Origin of the sequence: Streptomyces sp. NBC_01477 (assembly GCF_036227245.1) — a bacterium.
Taxonomy (GTDB): Bacteria; Actinomycetota; Actinomycetes; order Streptomycetales; family Streptomycetaceae; genus Actinacidiphila.
Genome location: NZ_CP109445.1, coordinates 1,682,612 through 1,702,815, shown reverse-complemented (window position 1 = coordinate 1,702,815; position 20,204 = coordinate 1,682,612). Strand labels below are relative to the sequence as shown.

General features: G+C 68.4%; 11 protein-coding genes. 6 read left to right on the top strand and 5 right to left on the bottom strand.

The window, feature by feature from the left end:
- Together pglX and pglW are read right to left on the bottom strand one after the other, a co-directional pair.
- Complete coding sequence (gene pglX / locus OHA86_RS06550) at positions 1-3,744, bottom strand: BREX-2 system adenine-specific DNA-methyltransferase PglX (RefSeq protein ID WP_329173284.1); 3,744 nt, start codon at positions 3,742-3,744, stop codon at positions 1-3.
- 63 nt (positions 3,745-3,807) lie between these two features.
- Positions 3,808-8,475 carry a BREX system serine/threonine kinase PglW gene (pglW, locus tag OHA86_RS06545; protein ID WP_329173283.1) on the bottom strand — a complete coding sequence of 1,556 codons (4,668 nt, stop codon included), beginning with the start codon at positions 8,473-8,475 and terminating at the stop codon, positions 3,808-3,810.
- A gap of 741 nt (positions 8,476-9,216) precedes the next feature.
- Here pglW and OHA86_RS06540 point away from each other — a divergent pair.
- The 4 genes from OHA86_RS06540 (at position 9,217) to OHA86_RS06525 (ending at position 12,468) form a co-directional block, all read left to right on the top strand.
- The gene (locus OHA86_RS06540) at positions 9,217-9,495 is read left to right on the top strand and encodes a hypothetical protein (protein ID WP_329173282.1); all 279 of its coding nucleotides are present in this window, start codon (positions 9,217-9,219) and stop codon (positions 9,493-9,495) included.
- A gap of 239 nt (positions 9,496-9,734) precedes the next feature.
- Positions 9,735-10,004 carry a hypothetical protein gene (locus OHA86_RS06535; RefSeq protein ID WP_329173281.1) on the top strand — a complete coding sequence of 90 codons (270 nt, stop codon included), beginning with the start codon at positions 9,735-9,737 and terminating at the stop codon, positions 10,002-10,004.
- The gene (locus tag OHA86_RS06530) at positions 9,997-10,620 is read left to right on the top strand and encodes a DUF6879 family protein (RefSeq protein ID WP_329173280.1); all 624 of its coding nucleotides are present in this window, start codon (positions 9,997-9,999) and stop codon (positions 10,618-10,620) included. Before OHA86_RS06535 ends, OHA86_RS06530 begins: the two co-directional genes overlap by 8 nt.
- Positions 10,621-11,376: 756 nt before the next feature.
- On the top strand, positions 11,377-12,468 hold the full coding sequence (locus tag OHA86_RS06525; RefSeq protein WP_329173278.1) for a tetratricopeptide repeat protein: 1,092 nt from the start codon (positions 11,377-11,379) through the stop codon (positions 12,466-12,468).
- Between the two features lie 191 nt (positions 12,469-12,659).
- On the opposite strand, the gene OHA86_RS06520 is transcribed toward OHA86_RS06525, so the two are convergent.
- From OHA86_RS06520 to OHA86_RS06510, 3 genes are all read right to left on the bottom strand, one after another.
- Positions 12,660-13,649 carry a hypothetical protein gene (locus OHA86_RS06520; protein WP_329173276.1) on the bottom strand — a complete coding sequence of 330 codons (990 nt, stop codon included), beginning with the start codon at positions 13,647-13,649 and terminating at the stop codon, positions 12,660-12,662.
- 9 nt (positions 13,650-13,658) lie between these two features.
- A complete protein-coding gene (locus OHA86_RS06515) occupies positions 13,659-17,537 on the bottom strand; it encodes a CHAT domain-containing protein (protein ID WP_329173274.1) in 3,879 nt (1,292 codons plus the stop codon).
- A 711-nt stretch (positions 17,538-18,248) separates the two neighbouring features.
- Positions 18,249-18,755 (bottom strand): tyrosine-type recombinase/integrase, encoded by a 507-nt coding sequence (locus tag OHA86_RS06510; RefSeq protein ID WP_443071969.1) that lies wholly within the window; start codon positions 18,753-18,755, stop codon positions 18,249-18,251.
- Positions 18,756-18,910: 155 nt separating this feature from the next.
- Between OHA86_RS06510 and OHA86_RS06505 the strand changes: the two genes are divergently transcribed.
- Together OHA86_RS06505 and OHA86_RS06500 are read left to right on the top strand one after the other, a co-directional pair.
- The gene (locus OHA86_RS06505) at positions 18,911-19,459 is read left to right on the top strand and encodes a hypothetical protein (protein ID WP_329173273.1); all 549 of its coding nucleotides are present in this window, start codon (positions 18,911-18,913) and stop codon (positions 19,457-19,459) included.
- Positions 19,456-20,172 carry a hypothetical protein gene (locus OHA86_RS06500; protein ID WP_329173271.1) on the top strand — a complete coding sequence of 239 codons (717 nt, stop codon included), beginning with the start codon at positions 19,456-19,458 and terminating at the stop codon, positions 20,170-20,172. The genes OHA86_RS06505 and OHA86_RS06500 overlap by 4 nt, the downstream gene beginning before the upstream one ends.
- Positions 20,173-20,204 lie beyond the last annotated feature (32 nt).

Sequence of the window (20,204 nt, the reverse complement as noted above, 5' to 3'; positions counted from 1 at the left end):
TCAGTCGGACTCTGTGCCGGTGGCGGCATCGGTGACGCTGTCCGTGACGGACATCTGGACGGCGGCCTTCGCACCCGTTCGCTTCTTGGGCGCGGCTGACTTCTTCGCGCCCCCGCGGGTGGCCGCGGCCGGGCGCCAGGCGCGCAGCGCGTCGTCGGCCAGTCCGAGCTCGCCCTGCTTCTGCTGCCGGAACGCCAGGATCTCGGCGGCCGGCGACGCCCCGAACTCCGGGTCGTACTCGCCGTACCACTGCTCCAGCCACGGCTGCAGCTCAAGCAGCCCGGCCAAGTACGGCACGAGGTCATCCTCACTGAGCCCGGCCTGCTGGATGTACGAGGCGAGCGCGAGGGCCTGCTCCAAGTGGTCCCACCCGGCCCACCCGTACAGCTCCGGCGACTGCGCGTTGACCGTGCCGTATGACACGAACCGCTCCTTGGGTACATCGAGCTTGCCGCGCGCACGCCAGTAGCTCGGCTTCAGGAAGTCCGCCGAGGTGTACTTCTGCGGCACAGGCGTCCGCTCACGGACCTTCCGCTTGGCGGGCTCGTCGGGCGCGGCGTCCTCCTCCCGCTGGAGGTCCCACACATGCTCCCAGTCGGCACGCTTCTTCAACCCGGCCGGCTTGTACCGCAGCGCCGATACGAACGGCACATGCTCCTCGGTTAGCAACTCCCGGACGGTCTTTCCAAAGTCCTGCCGGGGTGCATACAGCTCGGCGACGGACGCGAAGTCCTCGTCAGCGGACAGGCTTTCGGCGAGACGGGCGAGGGTAGTGACGGTGGGGTTGCCGCTGGCGTCAAACCAGTGCGTGCGGGCCTCGACTCGGTCGAGCAGCCAGGACTTCAGCGCCTTTTGCCGCATCGCGTCCCAGCCCTGGGCGGCCCAGCGCCGCTTGTACTCCGGGCGCTCCACCATGCCGATGGCACGGTTCGACTCGATGACCTCGATCCGCCGCTGCACGAGCGCCCGGTAGTCGTCGGGCCAGTGGGTGGGAATTTCCGTGATCGGGGTGGATCCATGCCGCTTGAACCACTCGCCACTGGCCTCACCGGCGGCGACCCGGCGCGCCAGCACGATCTCGAAGGCCCGCTCACCGAGGGCGAGTTCAGGCACGGCGGAGGCGTCGGGGAGGCGCAGGTCCTCGGAATGCAGGTCGTAGAGGGAGTACACCTGCCAGTCCAGCTCCTCCTGGAGGGCGATCATTCGGGCGCAGGTGGCGGTGTAGCGGGCTTGGGTTTCGCGGAGCGCGGCGGCGGCGGGGACAGACTTGACGGCGAGGGCGAAGGGGGTCGTCGCGGAGAGCTGCTGCGCGAGGCAGTCGAGTTCAGTGGCGATAACCGTGGGGTAATCGGCAGGGATGGGGAAATCTTGGAGCTTTGTTCCAGTGAATTCGTAGAAGCGTTCCCAGTCATCGCTAGTGAATCCGCCACCCTCGCCACGAATCCCCTTGTCGTGGCTAACCATCTTGATCCAGAAGCAGGCCGTAGAGCTATTGAGCAGGCCAAGTAGCCGCACGTATTCCGCTTCTGTCGCCCCCTCTCGCAGCATGACGACTGGAGCGGTTCGGATGAATCCATCACGATCACGCCGCAGGGTGAAGTGGCTGTGCGTCGCGACAAACGGGAATGCAATAAGGAATTTCGACCAGTAGCGCTTCGGGTTGAAGCTGGAGTACTCAAACCATTCGAGTCCTTGTTCTTCCTGTGAACCTGAGAGTGCGCGACGAAGCCGCAGCGGAACACGCATGGGCCACAGGAGTCGTTCCAGCACCTCTGGGATCTCAGCCTTACGATTCTCCTCTCGGTAGGGGAAAACTGTGCCGACCCCGTCATTCTTCTGCCAATCGCGAACCGATCCACCACCATGAAAGGTTCGAATATTCGCGTCAGGGATCCGAAGTCTGCGCGCAGCCTCCGAACCCAACATATATGCGTCATCTTCGCGCGTAACGGCGTTAAATCCGATACTCTGACAGATTTGCGACAGAATGGCTGTGCCTGCCCGACTGATGGCTCCGTTCATTTCGAGGCCGCCATCCGTCAGGATCCATGGCTGCCGGCTGAAGTACCGGTCGCGCATGAGGTCGCCTACTGACACCCACCGACTTGCGGTACCAGAGTGGTCGATCTGCTCGACGATCGCCCGCCACACCAACCCCTCCTCCGCCTTCTCCGGCGCTGAGGGCTCCCCTTGTACGCTCCGCACCGTCCGGATCGTCGCCTGACGCTTCGATCCGTCCCTCGGGCGTCCCACAAGGATCACCGTTGGCGTCCCGTGACCGGGAATGTACGCCCCCGACGTGTCGATGACCTCAGTCAATTCGACCTTGTGCGCGAAGTACTCCTCGATGAGCTTGGTTCCGAACTCGCGCTTCATGAAGGAGTTCGCCGTGATCTGGCCGACCATGCCGTAGCCGTTCCCGTCGGTCTCTCCCCGCTTGGCCAGTTCGAAGAACCGCTGGGCGAAGGGGACGGAGAGCGCGTACGTCCCGCCGCACGCGTTGTACAACTCCCTGTACAGCTGGTTGAGCTTCTTGTCCTTGACCGTGATGTATGGCGGGTTGCCCACGACCACGTGGTACCGGCCCTGCTCCAAGATCCGGGGGAACTCGTGGACGTCCTCCGTCGCGTACGAGAACTCGGCGAGCGGGTCACTAACCTCGCCGCCCTCCCCATCGGGCTCGGAGCCCAACTGCAGCTCCAACTGCCGGTCCTTGATGAGCGAGTCGCCGACCGCGAGCTGGATGGGCCACTCGTACCGCCGGGCCTCCTCAAACGTCCGCATATCGCTTGTGGCTATCGCCGCGACCAGGAGCCGGAAGCGGGCTACCGCGACCGCGAACGGATTGAGGTCGACCCCGTGCACCGAGTCGAGGGCCGCACGTATTCGCTCGTACGGACCGACCTCAGGCCGCTGGTCGGACCACATCCGCACCAGCCGCCGGAACGCGCCGAGTACGAAGTGTCCGGACCCGCAGGTCGGGTCGATCATCTTCAGTTCTTCGAAGCCGAACTCCCGCACCGCAGGGGTCATCGTGCGGTCGAGGATGAACTCCTCCACGAACTCCGGTGTCTGCAGCAGCGCGTAGGTCTTGCGGGCCGTCTCGCTCAAGTCCTGGTACAGGTCGCCCAGGAACCGGGTGTCCCAGCCCTCGGTGCCGTCCTCGTTCAGCGGATCAGTGAAGTCGTGCACGAGGACCGGACCGCGTACCGCATGGTCGCCTACCGTGTTGACTTCACCTTCGCCGGTCCGCTGCTCCCGCCAGAACGCGAGTAACGCGCCCGCGCCGTCGTGCGAGAGGGGGATCTGGTAGAGCGGGTTGTGGTCACGGTCGAAGAGCAGCCGCCCGGCCTGCCCTTCGCCCAGTTCGGCGAACGCAGTCTCCAGCCACCCTCGGTACGTCGGGTCGGCATCCTTCTCCAGGTACTCCTCGTATCGCGCCTGGGCCGTCTCCCGCCCTGCCACGTCGGGGGCGGTGATGTACGGATCGGCGATCAGACGGTTGTCCTCGCTGAAGCGGACGAAGACCGTGCCGAGGACCCAGGCCACCGCGACCTGGGTGATCCGATCGCCGAGCCAGGCGTTCCACGTCGCCGCCGTACGGCCCAGCTTCCGGGCCTGCTCGTACTCGCCTCGCAGCCGCCTCCCGACCTCGGGAACAGCTTTGACCTGCTGCTCAAGGTCGGTCTCTGCCGCCTTGACCTGCTTCTGCAGGTCGGCAAGGAGGCTCTTGCGGTCGATCACCAACGGCTCCTGTGGAGAAAGGGGAGAGGACGGAAGAAGGTCAGGCCAGACGGGGGAGGCGGGTCACGCATTCGGCGCGAGGTGTTTGCGCGTAACCCAGGCATCGGGCACGACGATCCACTCGTCGAACCCTGCTTGGTAGGGCACGCTCTGCCCCGCCAGGCGCGGCGCCCGTGCCGGGTCGGACTGGGCGACGAGCAGCCACAGCGGGCTGCCGCCCTGCCGTGCTTCCTCCGCGAGCCGGCCGAGCAGGTCGAGGGCGTCGTACCGGGCGAGCACCGCAGTATCGGTGAGGAGCAACGGGCCGTGTCCCTGCGCCAGCTGCTGCCGCAGTCGCGGTTCGATGCGCCCCCACGCCTTGTCGGTGCGGATGCGCAGTTGCTGGTGGGCCCGGCTGCCCGGTTCGGCGGCGTCCGCTTTCACGACGGTCTCCCAGGTCGGACGGGCCGACTCGCCCACCACGCGGCGCAGTTCGTCCACGAAGAGTCCGGTCAGCGACACCGGCCGAGCGCCGTACGGCTCGCCGGCCAGTCGCCGCACCACTTCCTCGGCGCGTCGCTGGGGCACAGTCAGAACCCGGAAGCCGTCCTGCCGTGCTGAGTGATCGAGCCGTTGCTCGGCCTTGACGGCGGCGGCGATGGCCGAGTCCGCGTCGTACTGGGTGGGAGCGGAGCGGCGCGCCGCCGAGGCGCCCCAGCTCGCCGAGGTCAGCCCAGCGGTGAAGTCACCGGACGGGCGGTCCGGGATGAGGCGGAGCACCTTGTCGTAGCGGGTGGCCAGCTTCAGCTCGAAGCCGGCCTGCTTCAGGTCGCGGACCAGGGCACTGCCCGTGGGCAGCTCGCGTGGAGCCAGCGGATCGGTGCCCAACTCGGGGAAACGGGTGGCGACCCGCTTGTGCAGGGCGTCAACCGTCAAGCCCGGCTGCCGCTCCTCCTCTACACCCGGCTGTACGGCGACCACACCGGCCTGGGTGATCCTCAGCGCCCGCACCAGGTGCAGGTCACGTGGGTAGATCTCCAGGCGCGGGGTGAGGGCGGCCCGGGTGGAGGCGGCGACCGCGATCTCGGCGGTGCGCCTTTCGTCCCAGCCCAGGCTGCCAGGCGGTCGTCGCACCGCGTCCAGCTCCGTGAGGACCGTGCTCGCTGTGGGCAGGGATTCGAGCGCCGCGAGCCGGTCAGCCCGCGCGCCCAGGCTGAGCGCGTAGTCCTGAAGGGCGGGGAGTGTCGGGGTGTCGGGACCGTCCACGCCCTCCCGGACGTCCAGGGCGAGCAGGCCGAGCACGGGATCGGCACCCTTGGGCATCCGGGCGTGGAAGTAGCGGAACAGCTGCGGGGACTCGTTGTCGTAGCTTTCTCGCTCCACCACCGCGCGCAGCAGCGACAGGGCGAGCGCGCGCCGGTCACGCCGCTCCACGTGCTGGGTGCCGCGCCGGGCGATCAGTGCGTCGGCGAGCTCGATCACCGGGGCCACCCGGCCGCGCTCGGCAAGAAACTCCACCACCTGCTCGCGCAGCAGCCCGAGGGCAAGATCTTCGTACCAGCGCTCGCGAGCCTTCTTCACGATCTGCGGGATACGGCCCGCGGTCAGACCCACCGCGTCGGCGACATCCCGCTGCCGGACCCACGCCAGGCCCCCAGGCAGCTTGCCAGCCTCATCGGGCAGCCGCAGTAGCAGTCGTATGGCCTCCCGCTCCTTGGCGTTGGAGCGGGCATTACCGCCGGACGGCCTCGGCACCAGGCGGGCGGCGAGCGCGTCCAGGCTCAGTGCGCTCAGCAACTGCGGGTCGTTGAGGTCCCCCCCGCCGACGGCGACTGAGTCCGCTACCGCCTGTTCCAGCTCGGTGATCTCCTGGCCGGCGGCCTTGCGAGCCTCTGCAGTCAGTGGCGCGGGGGCCGCTTTGCCGAGTCGGAGGTTCCACTCCTTCTGCCGGCGCTGGATCTCCTCCCGGGTACGCGAACCCATACCCGGCGCGGTGAGGAACTTCCTCGCGGAGTACTCCAGCACGTCCCCGACAGTGTTCAGCCCCAACGCGAACAGCTGCGACTGCGCGGAGAGCGTCAGGCCCGCTACGGACAGAGGAGTCGTACCGTCGGCCCTCGCCGCCTGCTGGTCACGAACCTGCTCGGCGGAGACGTCGTCGTCCTCCCGCCCGATCTGCGACCCGGCTTCCCGCGCGGCCACTGCGCCTTCCGCCGTGCCGTGCCCGGAGCTCGGAGCCGTCGTCCGCTGCGCGTCGAGGAAGAGCGCCTGCCAGGCACGCTCCATCGGCTTCAGGTCAGAGAACCGGTCCTTCACGTCCCGGGCCAGAGCCTTACGGAAGAAGGCGACCAGGCCGTCGCGCACCGCCGGCTCGAAGGCGTCCGCCGCGAGCTGCGGGTACGGCCACTCCTTCGCGTCGGTCTGCCGGGCCGTGACCCCTCCGTCGCCCCATCGGGGCAGCTCGTTCGACGCCATCTCGTGCAACGTCACTGCCAGGGCGTACCGCTCGGCGTGACCGTCGTACGAGCCACGCGTGATGACCCCCAGGAACGGGTCGAGGTAGCCTTCGGTGCCCGCATCGATCTCCTTCGCCGGGTATCCGGCGAGCGAGAAGTCGATCAGCACCAGCTGCCGGGTGCCGTTCGGACGGATCCGGATCGCGATGTTGTCCGGCTTCAGATCCCGATGCCAGATTCCTTCCGCCTCCAGGTGCTCCACCGCGCCGAACAGGTACTTCCCGTACGCCTCGAGCTGGTCCATGCCCAGGCGGCCGACATCCCGCAGTTGACGGGCGACGGTATCTTCACGCCGCCTCGGTCCTTTCCCGTCGCCACGGTCCTGTTCCTTCAGCTCGCGGCTGTCGCCCACGTATTCGAGAACGAGCACACGACGTCCCGCGAGAGTAAGTGGCTCCCGCTCGTACAGCGCGATGATGCTGGAATCCCGGTGGATGCGGCCCAGGACCTCGGCCTCCCGATCCAGGACCCCATGCTTGGCCTCGCTCAGCGCGACCTTCAGCACAGCCACTGGCAGGTTGCCGCTGCGCCGCGGCTCGCCCGCGAGATCCCGCACCAGGAAGGCCCGCGAGGTTGATCCCGTGCCGAGGCGACGCACAACCTCCCAGCGCCCGGCCAGCACGTCCCCGGCCACCGATTCCAGCGGGTCCTTTTCCGGCTCGCCCCGATCCTCGTCCGTCTCCGATGCCGGCCCGCCGCCCCCGCCCGCACCTGCGGCCGCGTCCCCGTCGGCGGCGTCCTTCTCGGTGAACGCCTGCTCGACGTACTCCAGCATCTCCAGGAAGTCATCGACCGTGGACAGACGTCGGCCCGGCTCGTACGCGGTGGAGGCCTCCACCAAGTCGTCGATGTCCGGATTCAGTCCGTCGACCAAGGCGCTTGGACGCAGGCTCTCGCCGGCTTCCAGGCGGGCCATGACCTCACTCTGGCTTGCGCCCGGCGCCTGCCCGGTGATCAGCAGATACGTGAGGACGCCGAGCCCGTACACATCGAGGCGCACCGGATCGGCCTTCGGAATTCTCAGCTCCGGGGCCAGATACGGATCAGACTGCTCCGAGACGTGGAACCCGGACACGTTGGATGGAGCCAGGGTTAAAGGCCGACCGCCGCTGGAGCTTTGCCCAGTGGCGATCTGCCAGTCCGCGATTTGTGCCCATGGATGCAGCCAGCGCTGCTCCTCGCCGAGATCCCGCCCGCGTGGCCCGCGGTCGCGTGGAATGACGTGCACCCCGTGTGCGGACAGCGTGCGGTGATGGATCCGGCGGGAGTGCGCGGAGCGCACCGTCTCGGCAAGCTGCCGCACAAGCGCCAGTCGGCACCTCAGGCCCAGCTGCTCCCCGTGCTGCACCAGAAAGTCGTCCAGCCGCAGCGTCTCCGGGTGGTAGTCGAAGAGGATCGCGGGCCCGGCCGGATGCCCCGACGGCAGGTAACTCTTCAGCTGCACCGTGCCCGGATGCCGGAACCGACTGAGCACCAGCGCCTCACGGGCGGCGGCCCGCTCCACCGACCGCCGCTCGGCGTCCGAGGCTCCCCGCTCACTGAGGAAGACCCGTACCCGCGCCAGATCGTGCAGCTGGGAGTGGCGGCCCAGATAGTCCGCCCAGGTGGGTCCGGAGTCGAACGCCTTCGCCTCCAGGAGGTAGGAGCCCACCTCGTACTGGCGGCGGGTCGGTGCGATACCGAGCTTCTTCAGGGCCGCGTCGACATGACGAGACGTCTCGGCGGTTATTCGGCGCCGGGCGTCTCCCGGCGGCTCGGCCAGCATGTCCACGAGCTGCTTGACCGTGAACACGCCGTTCAGATCGGCGGCCGGAAGGTTCACACGGAGCTTGTCATCGGTGAAGCAGACCGCCTCACTCACCCAGACCTTCGGCCGGACGCCAGGCCGGCCGGAGAAGTCGTTGATCAGACCGGACAGCTCTTTGGCTTTCCGGTTCGCCAGGTGCAGGGGGTTGCCGTGTCGCCGAGGGGTCCCGCCAGGCGTGGTCTGCACCCAGTCGTTCCCGCCGCCGTGTACCGACCCGTGCCAGTCCTTCAGCTCGATCAGGAAGACCCCGGCCGGCGCTGACACCAGAAGATCGATTTCCCGTACATGCCCGCTGTTCGCGGTGAACGTGAAGTTCGACCAGGCGCGCCACGGCTCCTCGTCCGGCAGCCGCCTGCGAATCGCCTCAAGACCGCGGCGCTCGTGCTCGTACTCGGACTCGGTGACCGTCGTCCACCGGCCTTCCAGCATGCGGTTCCCGTCTGTCCTAGCTCGTGCGTATATGCCTGCCGCATCCCTGTCGGCGCGCTCAGAACGCCCCCCCAGGCGTCAATCCGTGGAAGGAATTCTAGAGGGTGGGACTGACGACTAGTGAGGGCTTCGCTCGCCAACGCAAGGCTTATAGGCGTGAGTTGGAGGCAAGTGGGTGGCGGCGGGGTGCGGCCAGGGCGAGATTCCGCATCCGCAAGAGATGCCGTCGGTCACTCTGTCAGGCGGTCCGTACAGGGCCGCTGCCCTGAACCAGTGGGGGCAGTTCAACAGCGCAAGCACCTCGGTGAGCCACATCGGGCTGCTGGTCGAAGCCGTCGAGGATGTACCGGGGCGAGCGGCGCATCACGACTTCGGCAAAGGCACGGGAACCTCGTCCGCTGATAGGGCGCTGGTATGCAGACCTGCGCACCTCATACTCATCGGCCGCATCGCGGGCGCTCCATGCCTCCGCGCAGCGCCTGCATCCGCTTTGGTGGGGCTCATTTGAGCGGCGTCTCGGCACGTTCAGAAATTCGGGGACGCGGGGGTGGGTGCTCCTCTGCTGTGGGTAGGTCGAAGCGAGTAGACCGGGAAGCGTGCAGTCGAGCGGTGGCCTTGGATCCTGTATCTGTGGGTATGTTGGCGGCCTTGGCAGGTGGGGCCGGGGGCGAGTTGGGTCGCCAGGCGTGGGCCACTTTGAGTGAGCTGGTGCGCAGACCGTTCAGTCGCCAAGCGGGAGCCGTGGCGACCGGGGAGGCCGAGTTGGTGGCGCTGAGCGAGTCGCCAGGCGAACCGGCACGGGCAGAAGCGTTGAGCAGCGCACTCGCCGCGCGGGCTGCCGTCGACCCGGATTTCGCTGCGGCGCTGGCCTCGTGGCGTCGCCAGGCGCCGGCGTTGCGGGAGGGCTCGGTGACCAACACCATCAGTGGCGGCACTCAGTACGGCCCCGTGATCCAGGGCCGGGACTTCTCCGGTATCACGTTCAACAGTCCTCCCGCTCCTCCCGCGCGGGAGAGCTGACGGTTCCGGTTGTCCCCACTGCCCCAGGTTGACGCCGTTCGGATGTCGTCGGCGCCGGGATTGAGCTCTCTGGCTTGGGTGACTCGGATCACCCGAGCGATGTCGAGCGGAGGGGTCACGAATCTCACCCGTGTCCTGGGGCGGCTTCGTGGGCTGGCGGGTTTCGTGATGCACGCATCCAGGCGTGGCCGGTATCTTGGAGACCACCGTCAGTGATGTTGTGAGTACTGGAGGCAGTCGTGGCCCGTACGTGGGAAGCCGATCCGTCGGCGTTATTCGTCAAGCGCCTCGGCAAGTCGGCGGCGGAGCTGGGCAACTCCAAGGACGAGGACGAGTGCCCGGACATCTGGCAGTTGAGCAACGGTGACGTCGCCGTGATCGGCCGCGATCTCACCGCCGACTACCGGTCGCGCCTGCCGGGCGGGGTGAACCTGGGACCGGACGAGCGGTTGGTCGTCATCCCGGGCAACATGTTCAGTGCGGCGAAGCCGGACATTCCCGGTGCTTGATCTCGTCGCCCCGGACCTCCCTGACGAGCTGGGTGAGCCGCTCACACGCGAGGACTACAAACGGGACTTCCGGGAGCGGCGGTCAGCGATCCGCGACGGGGAGTCCTGGAAACTCGAGCGGTTGCAGCACTTCGAGGAGACGAACGACGACAGTCGGGAGGCACTCCGCCAAGGGGACTGGCCGGCAGTACTGAGGCTGTTCGAGGCAGAGCGTGACGCCTTGGTCCGAAGGGCCCGGGACGAGATCGCGCGGGGAGCGGTCTTCCATCGCATTCGTGTGGTCGAGGAGCCGTTGACGCCGTACGTGCAGTGGGAGCTGCACTGGCTTCGGCTGAGTGCTGAGTGCGGGCATTCCATTCGTGTTCTGCCCGCTTCCGCGGTCGCCGCCGTGGAGGGCGATGCGCTGCTGCCGGAGCTCAACCTTCTGGACAGTCGGGTTCTCTACCGTGTGCTGTACACCGACGCCGGCCAGCCGGACGGGGCGATCCGCTTCACCGATCCCAGCACGGTGACGAACTGGGCGAAGTATCTGCGGGAGCTGTACGGAGGTGCGGAGGACATCCAGGCGTACTTCGACCGTGCCGTGGCCGACCTGCCTCCGCCACCCGCGGCCTGACAGGCACATCGATCGACGTGCCGACAGAAGACAGCAGGCGAACCGCAGACTCGCAGAACGACCTCTCCGGGTCGTCCCGCGATGTCGTACAGGCCGGAAGCGTCACCGGTGACATCCACTTCCACCGGCTTGCCGCCTCGGAACCATCGCGGCCCGTCCCGCGCCAGCTCCCAGCCGACGTCAACACGTTCGTGAACCGCTCCGACGAACTGGGACAGCTGAACGCGGTGCTCCCCGAGCGGAACGGCGGGCACGTCGTCGTCTCCGTCCACGTGGTGGCCGGCACGGCGGGGGCGGGCAAGACCTCGCTGGTCCTGCACTGGGCGCACCAGGTCAAGGACCAATTCCCCGACGGCCAGCTCTTCGTCAACCTCCGCGGCTATGATCCCGGAGAACCGGTCACCGCCGCACAGGCACTGCAACGCTTCCTACGAGCCCTGGGCGTAGCCGCGGCCGAGGTTCCCCAGGACGTCGACGACGCGGCAGCCATGTACCGTTCACTGCTCGCCGACCGCCGAGTCCTGATTCTCCTGGACAACGCGGCCACGGTCAGCCAGGTCCGCCCGCTGCTCGCCGGCGGAGGAGACAGCCTCGTCATGGTCACCAGCCGCAGCCGTCTGGCGGGCCTGTCCGTACGGGACGGTACCCACACACTCGGCACGCCTCTTCCGACTCCTCGGCCTGCACCCCACGGGAGAGTTCAGCCTCCCTGCCGCCGCCGCGCTCGGCGAACTCCCGCCCAGCCGAACGCGGCAGTTGCTCGACGATCTCGTCGGTGCACACCTGCTGGAGCAGACCGCCCCGGACCGGTTCCAGTTCCACGACCTCTTACGCGCATACGCCACCAACCTGGTCCAGTCGGAGGAGTCCTCCGACCAGCGGCAGGCAACGCGACGACGCGTCCTGAGCTGGTACCTCCACACCGCTGACACCGTCCAGACCTGTCTCTATCCGTCTGAGGACCACCTGCCGCTGCCGGAACCCTCGCCCGGAGTCACGCCGCTCGTATTCGCCGACTACAACGCTGCTGTCGACTGGTCGGAACGGGAGCAGCTCAACTTCCTTCCTGCAGTGCGTGACGCCGCTCGAAACGGGTTGGACCAGACCGCCTGGCAGCTGGCCACCGTCCTGTGGTTCGCACGTCCTCCCTCCTCGTCGGAGCGTGACTGGCTGGAACTGGGTCGGATCGGGTTGGAGGCAGCCGCGAGACAAGAAGATCAAAGAGCGCAGAGGCGGCTGCTGATCAACACCGGCATCGCACACAGGGCCCTTAATAACTTCTCCGACGGCCTGAACGCGCTGGAGCGAGCCGTCAGCTTGGCCCGCAGCTCGCGGAGCCGGACCGACGAGGCCCAGTCCCTCAACCTCATCGGACTGATCCATCTACGACGGCGCGAACTCGACCTGGCGGAGACGCACTTCGTACAAGCGATGTCCATCTTCCGAGACTCGGGCAACAGCCAGCGGGTAGCCACCGCAATGTCCAACATCGCCAGCACCCGCTTGAGTGCCGGCCGCCTGCCCGAGGCCGCCTCGGTGATCGACGAGGCCCTTGCCGCCCACCGGGCACTGGGCAACAGAGGAGGCGAAGGCAACCTCCTGCGGATCGCTGCTGCGCTGCGACTCGAAGAGGGCGACGCGGAGGCAGCACTGCGATCCATCGACGAGGCACTCGACATCGCCCTCGCCCTCCGTGACCACACCCGGGAAGGCTTCTGGCTCCTTACCCTCGGCGACATCCAGCGCAGCACCGCTCAGTACGGCGACGCACTGACCTCCTCTACTTGGCCGGGGTTGTGCACCGGGAAAACCCTGAGACCGCTCATGCTCACTGGATCGAGGCCATGACCCACCTGAACGCCTACACCGACCCCCGGGCCACTGCGATCAGCTCCCGCGTAGAGGCGTTGCTGACCCGAGGGTCTGCCGCACGATCGGGTGACATCTGATCTGGCTTGCGCTGCGGGGCGGGGAAGGATGTTCCTCTGCACAGGGGGTGATCGCGAAGCGTGTGCGGCCACTGCTCTGGCCCATGCGGATCAGGCGGGCGGCCAACTGTAGGTGACCGGCGCGGAGGCGGGAGGAACGCTACGGGATAGAAACATGCTCAGGGTTTCTCCGCAAGGTACCTCGTCCACTGTCGTGGCAGGCAGTGCGAAGGCCAGTGCTCGGTAGAGCCGGGCTCGGTGCAGGGTGAAGAGGTCGCGGACGTGGCAGCAGTACGTGTTGACTCCGGCCCGCAGCGCCCGGTGAGCGCCCCAGGTCAGCGCCGCACAGCCGGCCAGCCAGACCAGCCGTGGCCACCAGCCGGGCAGTAGCACGCACCACACCGCGGTGGCCACAGCGCAGATCACGCCCTGTACACGTGCCAGCACCCGGGTAGCGGCGGCTGTCAACTCTTCGCGTACCGAAGGCTCGAGGGCGCGGACGAACGGGTCCCAGCAATAGCGCAGGTCGAGCCCGTATTGCCGGCGTATCTCCGCAGGGACCGAGACTAGGGCGTTTCCGAGGGTGGTGGGCATCAGCGGATCCGGGTCCCGCAGCCGCGGGTACCGTGCGAGTGCTGCCCGACGCCGAGCGTTACGCCAGCCGTTCTGCACCTGCCAAGCGGCGAGCCTCTCGCCAGTTACGCCCGAGGGTGTCGGATGGCCCGCGCGAAAGGCAATGCGCCGCCGGGCATGTCGGGTAATCCCGTAGCGGGTGCAGGCGAGCGCGAAACGAGTGGTGCCCCAGCGGCCCGCGAGCACCTCTAGGACGAAGGTCGCCGACGAGGTCAGTATCCATGCGGAGATTACGACGGCCGTGGTCGCTGACGCTGAGGCCAGGGCGGCGCCGGCCGCACCCTGGTGCGCGAGGGCGCAGAGCGGCTTCGCCGGGGCCGCCGGATCGTGGCACGGGCGGGAGCCGGTTCCCCGGGGCCAGTACACGACGAGCGTGCCAGCGAGCCAGAACAGCAGGAGCGGGCCGCTCATCGCCGTGCTCCACCGCTTGGCGATCGGCTCGATGAATCCGTTGACCAGAGTGCCCACAGCCGGCGCCTATTTCAGAACCAGAGCGTCGTCGGGATGCACCGTACAACGGTCGGCGTCAAAGGGAGAGTCCATGTCGCCTGGAGCTTGCTCGGGGCAGTCCGCAACGGGGCAGGTCCAGATGAAGGTGGTGGGGTCCGGGCCGGGCAGGCTCGGGAAAACTGGCAGCCGGACCGGTGAGACGCTGGAGGCAGCATCCCCTGCGGAAGGCGGCAGCCCGGCAATCGTCGATCCCACGGACTCCCTGGCTGGCGCGTCTGGATGGCCCAGCCCCTGGTGGACGAAAGCGGCCCAGGGCGAGGGGTCTCCGGCGGGAGCCGCCCCCCTGCCGTTCCGACCGAGTGATTTGGCCCGTGCCTCGCGGAGAGCCCTGAGCTGCGCTGCGCGTAGCGCCTCCGCGGGCGGCAGGCCGTCGAGGTTGAGTAGAGCGTGGAAGTCCCTCATCAAGGCTGCGGCGGCCGCGTCGTCCACGGGCCACAGGGTGCCCACCACGGCGGCCGCTCCCGCGGCCGCGAAGGCGGCCGCCAGGCTTAGCGCACTGTCGTAGTGCGCGCTGGGGATCGCCGTGGCGCAGGCGGATAGGACGACGAGCGGTTCCACTCGCGTCTCGCCCTCGCCGCCTGGCCTTCGCTCCAGGAGCCGCGCGACGCTGAGCCGCTGCCCGCCCGCCAACCGCAGGTACGAGTCGGTGGCGGGCGCCCGGTTCTCGGCGTGGCAGGCGAAGTGTGCCACTGGGCACGGCGCTTGACCGCCCATGGCGGCCAGCACGGCGCGGGGCGTGGCGGGAGGTCCGCCCGCGGCCCGGGACGAGCCAAGGCGCTGCCCCTTGGGGTAATGCCAGCGGTGGACATCCTCCCCCTCCTGGCGAGCGTGCGGCAGGTCCCCGGTGGGATCGACCACCACCAGCCCTTCGCCGGTAAGCGGCGCGAGGGACCGGCGGCTGAAGCGGCAGAGCGCATGGGCCGAGGACGCGTAGCTGATCGCCAGCGATTCGATTGCGAAGCGGAAGCCCCCGCCCCGCCCTGCAACACGCTCCCTCGCAGCGTGCCAGGGAACGAGGGCGAGCGTCCCATAAGGGATGAAAACGACGCGGGGAGTGCGGCCGGGGGAGAAGGCAGCGAGATACGTAGAGAGTTGCTTGACCGCGGCTGTCCAGGCCCAGTCACAGACCCGCTGTAGCACGCGCGGCCATGCGCGAGACAGATCCTCGCCGGAGCGCAGCAGCCGGTCGTGCTCGCCCGCAAAGCCGGTCAGCGCGGGTTCTCGTAGAGAAAGTAGCGGGAGTGGCAGGGTTACGAGGCGTGAGTCTTGGTGGACGATGAGCGCGCTCCCGGCCTCGGGCCCCGCGAGCAGATGCACCACGGCATCGACGCCGAGTGCCCGGCAGGCCGCCGCCGTCTCCTCCGGCGTGGGTAGTTCCTGGAGCTCCCGCACGGCGTTTGGCATGCCGCGGTGGCCCGGCTGCCCTGCCTGTCCGCCACCTGCGGCGGCAGTACGGGGGAGGGACGGGCGGTGGGCGCCGAAGGGGGCTTCCTCCCGACCGGGCAGCTGACGCGTACGGTTCACGCGAAACGACCCCGCCCCGGAAGACTCGATGGCGAACGGTTCCACAGCGGCGGCGTCCGTAACCACGGCGCGGCCCGCTTCGAGTGCGTCGAAGGCCGCCCGCGGGGCGTCCGCCTCCAAACATTGGAGGGCCAGCGCCTCCGCCTCGCGCACGGCATAGCGTGCCTGCTCCGTGGCGTTGGCCGTCGGATACCGCGTCACCGCGGCGTCCACGCGTCGGCGCACTTCGTTCAGGGTTGCCTCGGTGCTTCGCGGCACCTCGCGGGGGGCGGGCCACCGAGAGGGGCGGCCGGCCGCAGCCGCCCGTGCCTCGAGTAGAGCCTGCGCCTCCCACAACACCTCGTCATCAACAAGAGGCGGAGGTGTGTTTGCGCTCGGCCGCCTGGTGGGACGCCGATTAGGACGCGCAGCCGCGATCGTGCGTGCCAGCAACTCCTCAGCCTCGGCGACGAGTTCTCCGTCGGCGCCAGATCCATTCACGATGTCCATCAGCGCGGACGCGGCCTCCGGGAGTGAGGAGCCCGACTCGTCCGGCACGGCAGACGAGCCGGCCGCCATCGCCGCCTCCGACCGGACCACCTGCGCGCGGTTGTACTCGACGTGGAGCAGCGGCTGCTCTTCGCCAGCCTGACCGGTCCACTCTAGGCAGTGGCCGAGGAGTCGTGCGGCCGCAGCAGCGTCCTCAGGCGCGCGCAGCACCTCTGCGCGCGACAGCAGGTACTGGGCGAGGTCGAAGGCTGCGGGGAGATGCGCGCCCCGAGCATCCACCGTCGCACGCAATTCACTGGCCGCCATGTCTACGGCGCTGTCCAAGGCGCGCAGATCGCTGGCCCAACGGTATTCGGCGTGGAGAACGGCGGCCAGGGAAGTCCGGTCCCCGCTCGCCTTCAGAAGTGTATGGGCGGTACGCAAGTCACTGTGCGCACCGGTGAGGAAATGCCGCCACAGCAGAGCCCGTCCCAGCGCGCCGAGAAGCACTGGGTGCTCGGGGAGTCCTTCGGGTGTGTCGGCCAGGGCGTCCGCAGCGGCCTGCACCACCTGTTCCAAGCTGTCCAGATCGCCGCCTCGTGTGAAGCGCGCCTCTAGCGCCGTGACGAGAGTAGCGGCCCACGCGCGCCGCGCTGCGGATTCGCACGAGTCGCCCTCGACTACGGCGAGTTTCAGGGCGGCGATTGCTTTTTCTAGGGCGGCCGGGTCTGCGTCGCCGGACGCGCTAAGCCACGTGTAGCCCAAACTCGCGTGCCGAACAGCGCCGTTGGTGAAGAACGGCTCCTCCTCCAGCGCTCGATGCAACCGTGCCGCCCGGTCTAGGTCCTGCGGCAGACCTGATACTGCGTACGAGTACCGCTGCACCGCGCCAACCAGACGCAGCCACTCCAGCCTTGCCGAGCGGCTGGTGCGCGGCACTTCGGCCGGGTCTTCCGGATCCGCGGTCTGCGAGAGCAGGTGGGCCGCGATCTCGAGGTCATCCGAGTCACCCTCGGCTTCGAACCGGGTCCATAGCACCGCACCGAGAAGGCCTGCCCACGTCACCACCTGCTGCCCTACATCGCCTTCTTGGGCATGCCGGAACGCCCAGTCGGCGTGTGCAACCGCACGTGCAAGGTCGTCGGACTGCCGCCCGGCGCGGTGCCGTAGCAGAAGGGCCAGGGCCAGATCGCCGTGGACGAGGCACTGCCGCCATGTCGGCGTCGCGATTGCGGCCTCGACTTCGTTTTCGAGCGACTCGACAGCCTCGTCGAGAACCTCTGAGCCGGGCGGCATTACGTCCGGCGAGGGTCTGCCGCGAGCTTGAGAGGCGAATTGGGCGTACCGCGCGAGGCTGGGATCCGTGTCGAGCGGCAGCAACGGGTCGAGCCCGTCCCGTATGGCCACAGCGCCCGCCACCAGCAGGGCTTCCGTCACCTCACCCGGATAGCCACCAGCGGCTTCGGGAGCGGGGTCGGGCAATCCGTATGCCGGTTCGTAGTTGTACGACTCCAATGTGCGCAGCAGATCCGGCAGGTCGATCGAAGCGCTCCCAGCGGAGGCCTCCAGCACGGTGACCGCGGACCGCGGAGCGTCCGGCCGCTTCGCCAGATGCTCGAGTCGTTCGCGCAGCGCGGGAAGCTGCGGGATGCCGAGGGCGTCGGCGGCATGGAGTGCGGCGAAGGCGTCGGTGAGCTTGCTGGGATCCCGGCTGGTCTCGTACGCGTCGAGTGCGCGCTCGGCGATGATGCGCGCCCGCTCTTCTGCGGGTAGTTCCGCCTCGGCACCCCTCAACCACTGCCGCGTCAGGTTGTTTACGACCACGTTCGTCTGATCGCGCCGCGCTCCGGCCATGGTCGCCCCTCCCACCATCCGGTAATAACAGGCTGATTATCCCTGTCGACCGGCATGCGTGGTGTCTCCTTCCCAGCTCCTCCTTGGGCACAAGGCCGGCGCCGGCGCAGGATGGGCCTTCGGCCGTCGTGTGGGCGAACGTTCTGCCGCCAGTCCTGTGGCGTCCGCCGGCTTGGCTGGTGGCCGTAGATTTACGCTCGGCGGCGGGGCCTGTGGGCGAGCTCGAGCAGGTGTTGGCTTGAGGGCCGAGACCCGGCGTCCGTGCGGAGGCGGCCCACCAGATCTCGTGCATGTCCACCGAGTGTGCGAGCCTGACTCGTTGGGGTGGGGGCGGCCTTGGAGAGCAGGACGAGTCCCATGAGCAGCAGGCTCGCGCGGGGCGGTCGGGGGATGACTCACTGCTTCTCACGCGGCTCTCACGGACTGTGCGTCATGAGGCGGTATCAGGTGTCATGTGGGGTGGACGGTCTCGACCGCTGGGGGTCAAGGGGTCGCAGGTTCAAATCCTGTCGTCCCGACGGTGCAGAGAGGCCCGCTGGCTGGCATATGGCCAGGTCAGCGGGCCTCTCCTTGTTTGTGGAATGATGCCCGTCTGATGACGGGTCAGTAGCCGGGGACCACTTGGGGATCATGGCTCTAGAAAACCCGCAGGTCAGAGGCTGTTTTTCTGGGGACCATGATCACGTGATTCGGGTGCGGATTGTGCGGTTCCTACAAGCGGCGGAGGGTTGCTGAGAGCCCTGGGGCGGGCGCCGGTAGTCCGGGTGTCTCGGTCAGGTGGGTGCTGAAGGTGCGGCCGGCGTTCATGACGGCTTGCAGGTCGGGGTGGAGGTAGCGCTGGGTGGTGTGCAGGGAGCCGTGTCCGGCGATCAACCGCGAGACGTGCAGGGGGACTCCGGCGTCCGCCATCCATGTCAGGCCGGTGTGCCGGAGGTCGTGGCGGCGCAGATGCTCATAGCCGAGCTTGCGTACGGCGTCGTCCCAGTGGGTGGCGTCGTGCAGGACGGCGGTGGTGATGCGGCCGCCGCGGGGTCCGGTGAACAGGCGGGCGTCGGGCCGGCCGCCTGCAGCGAGCACGTGCTGGGCGACCATCGGGCGGACCTCCTGGATGAGGGGGACGCGGCGGGCGGTCTTGCCTTTGGTGTTCTTGTCGGCGAGGCCGCCGGGGGAGGGGGTGGTCTGGCGGCGCAGTATCCAGATCCAGTTCCTGGTGTCGATGTCCTTGACCCGTACGCCGGAGACTTCCCCGATGCGGGCGGCTGTGCAGGCGGAGAAGGTGACGACGTCGCCCCAGCCAGTGAGCGGACAACCGGCACGACGACCACATCCCAGGCCGGAGCCGTGACGACGACAGCCGTGCCCCGGGCGATGGCATGAACATCGCGCAGGTGGCCATCACCGATCTCACGGCAGGAACCGCTCCCAGCGCCGTGGACCGCGACCCGCTGGTCGCGGACGCCGAAGTCCTCGCTATGTGGGCGGAGTTGGACGCTGCCACCGGCCGTGCCGTCCCCGCCGATCGGCTGCTGCCACCGAGCGTGGGGGCCGCACTTGCCGAGCTGTCCGGCCAGATCAAACGCCGATTGGACGGCCTCGCGCAAGCGGCGGCGACAGCCGACCAGGGTCCTTTCCAGAGCTTGGTCGACCGGTTGATCACCAGCACCGGCACCTACGTCGACCTGTTGACCATTCTGCGCGACCACACCATCGACCACGAAGGGGCCGTCGCCGCCGTCGTCCGTATCGGCGAGCACCTGCTCGTGGTACTGCAGCTTCAGCCGGTGCTGCTCACCGACGCCGGCGGCGGTGTCCTGGAGGCTCAGGAGGAGGCCATGATCGTGGCGGTGTGCCGGGACACCGTCGCCCAACTCGACTGGCTCTTCCGCCGTGAGCTCGACCTCTCACCGGTAGGTGGGCGATGAGCGCTGAGTCGCTGCGGAACGCGAAGACAGTGGCCGCGATACTGGCGGGCTTCGACAGGCTGCCTCACCTCGGCGTGGCCTGCCGTGGCTCCAGGCGCTTCGGAGGTACGAGGCTGGACGAGCGGCTGCGGGAGGCTGCCGACCGGAGCGGGGACGTCGTCGCGGTCGTGACGGAGTGGTGCCTGGCCGTACCAGGCAGTCTCCAGTATGTGGAGGAGATCGAACGGAGGATCCAGGGGCGAGTTCGTGATCCCGAACTGCTCGCCGCGCTGGCCCGGGAGGCGCGGCTCGGCGACGCTGACCGCCTCGTCGCCGTCCGGTATCTCGCCGACTCCGTCTCGCGGGAAGCCTACGACCTCCTGCCCGGCCTGCTGAACGACGTGCTGACCGATCCGGACACCTCACCGCGGCTCGGCAGCTGGGTCGCGCGGACGAGCCTGGAAGGACTGGCCGGCTCTGTGTTCCCGGACCTGCGGGAGCAGTGCGCGGAGATTCTGCGACGGGTTCTGGACGACCCGCGCACTCCGCCGCCGCTGCGACAGGCCGTGGCAGCGGCGTGGCTGAAAGCCGGAGCGCCCGAGGAGGTCACCTCGGCGCTGCTGGCGGCCGTTTCCGACACCGACGTGGTGCACCTTGCGGCCTCGGTGCCGTACGACTCCCGGCAGTGCGGCGCCTTACGGCGTCGTCACGGATCCACGCCGACGTCCGGTTGAAGGCTGCGGCTCTCTGGGCCGACCTGTGCCCC

What these genes read in the sequence shown, in the direction of transcription:
- pglW (WP_329173283.1), bottom strand. Translation starts at nt 8,475, where the DNA reads ATGCTGGAAGGCCGGTGGACGACGGTCACCGAGTCCGAGTACGAGCAC.
- OHA86_RS06515 (WP_329173274.1), bottom strand. Translation starts at nt 17,537, where the DNA reads ATGGCCGGAGCGCGGCGCGATCAGACGAACGTGGTCGTAAACAACCTG.
- OHA86_RS06500 (WP_329173271.1), top strand. Translation starts at nt 19,456, where the DNA reads ATGAGCGCTGAGTCGCTGCGGAACGCGAAGACAGTGGCCGCGATACTG.
- OHA86_RS06505 (WP_329173273.1), top strand. Translation starts at nt 18,911, where the DNA reads ATGAACATCGCGCAGGTGGCCATCACCGATCTCACGGCAGGAACCGCT.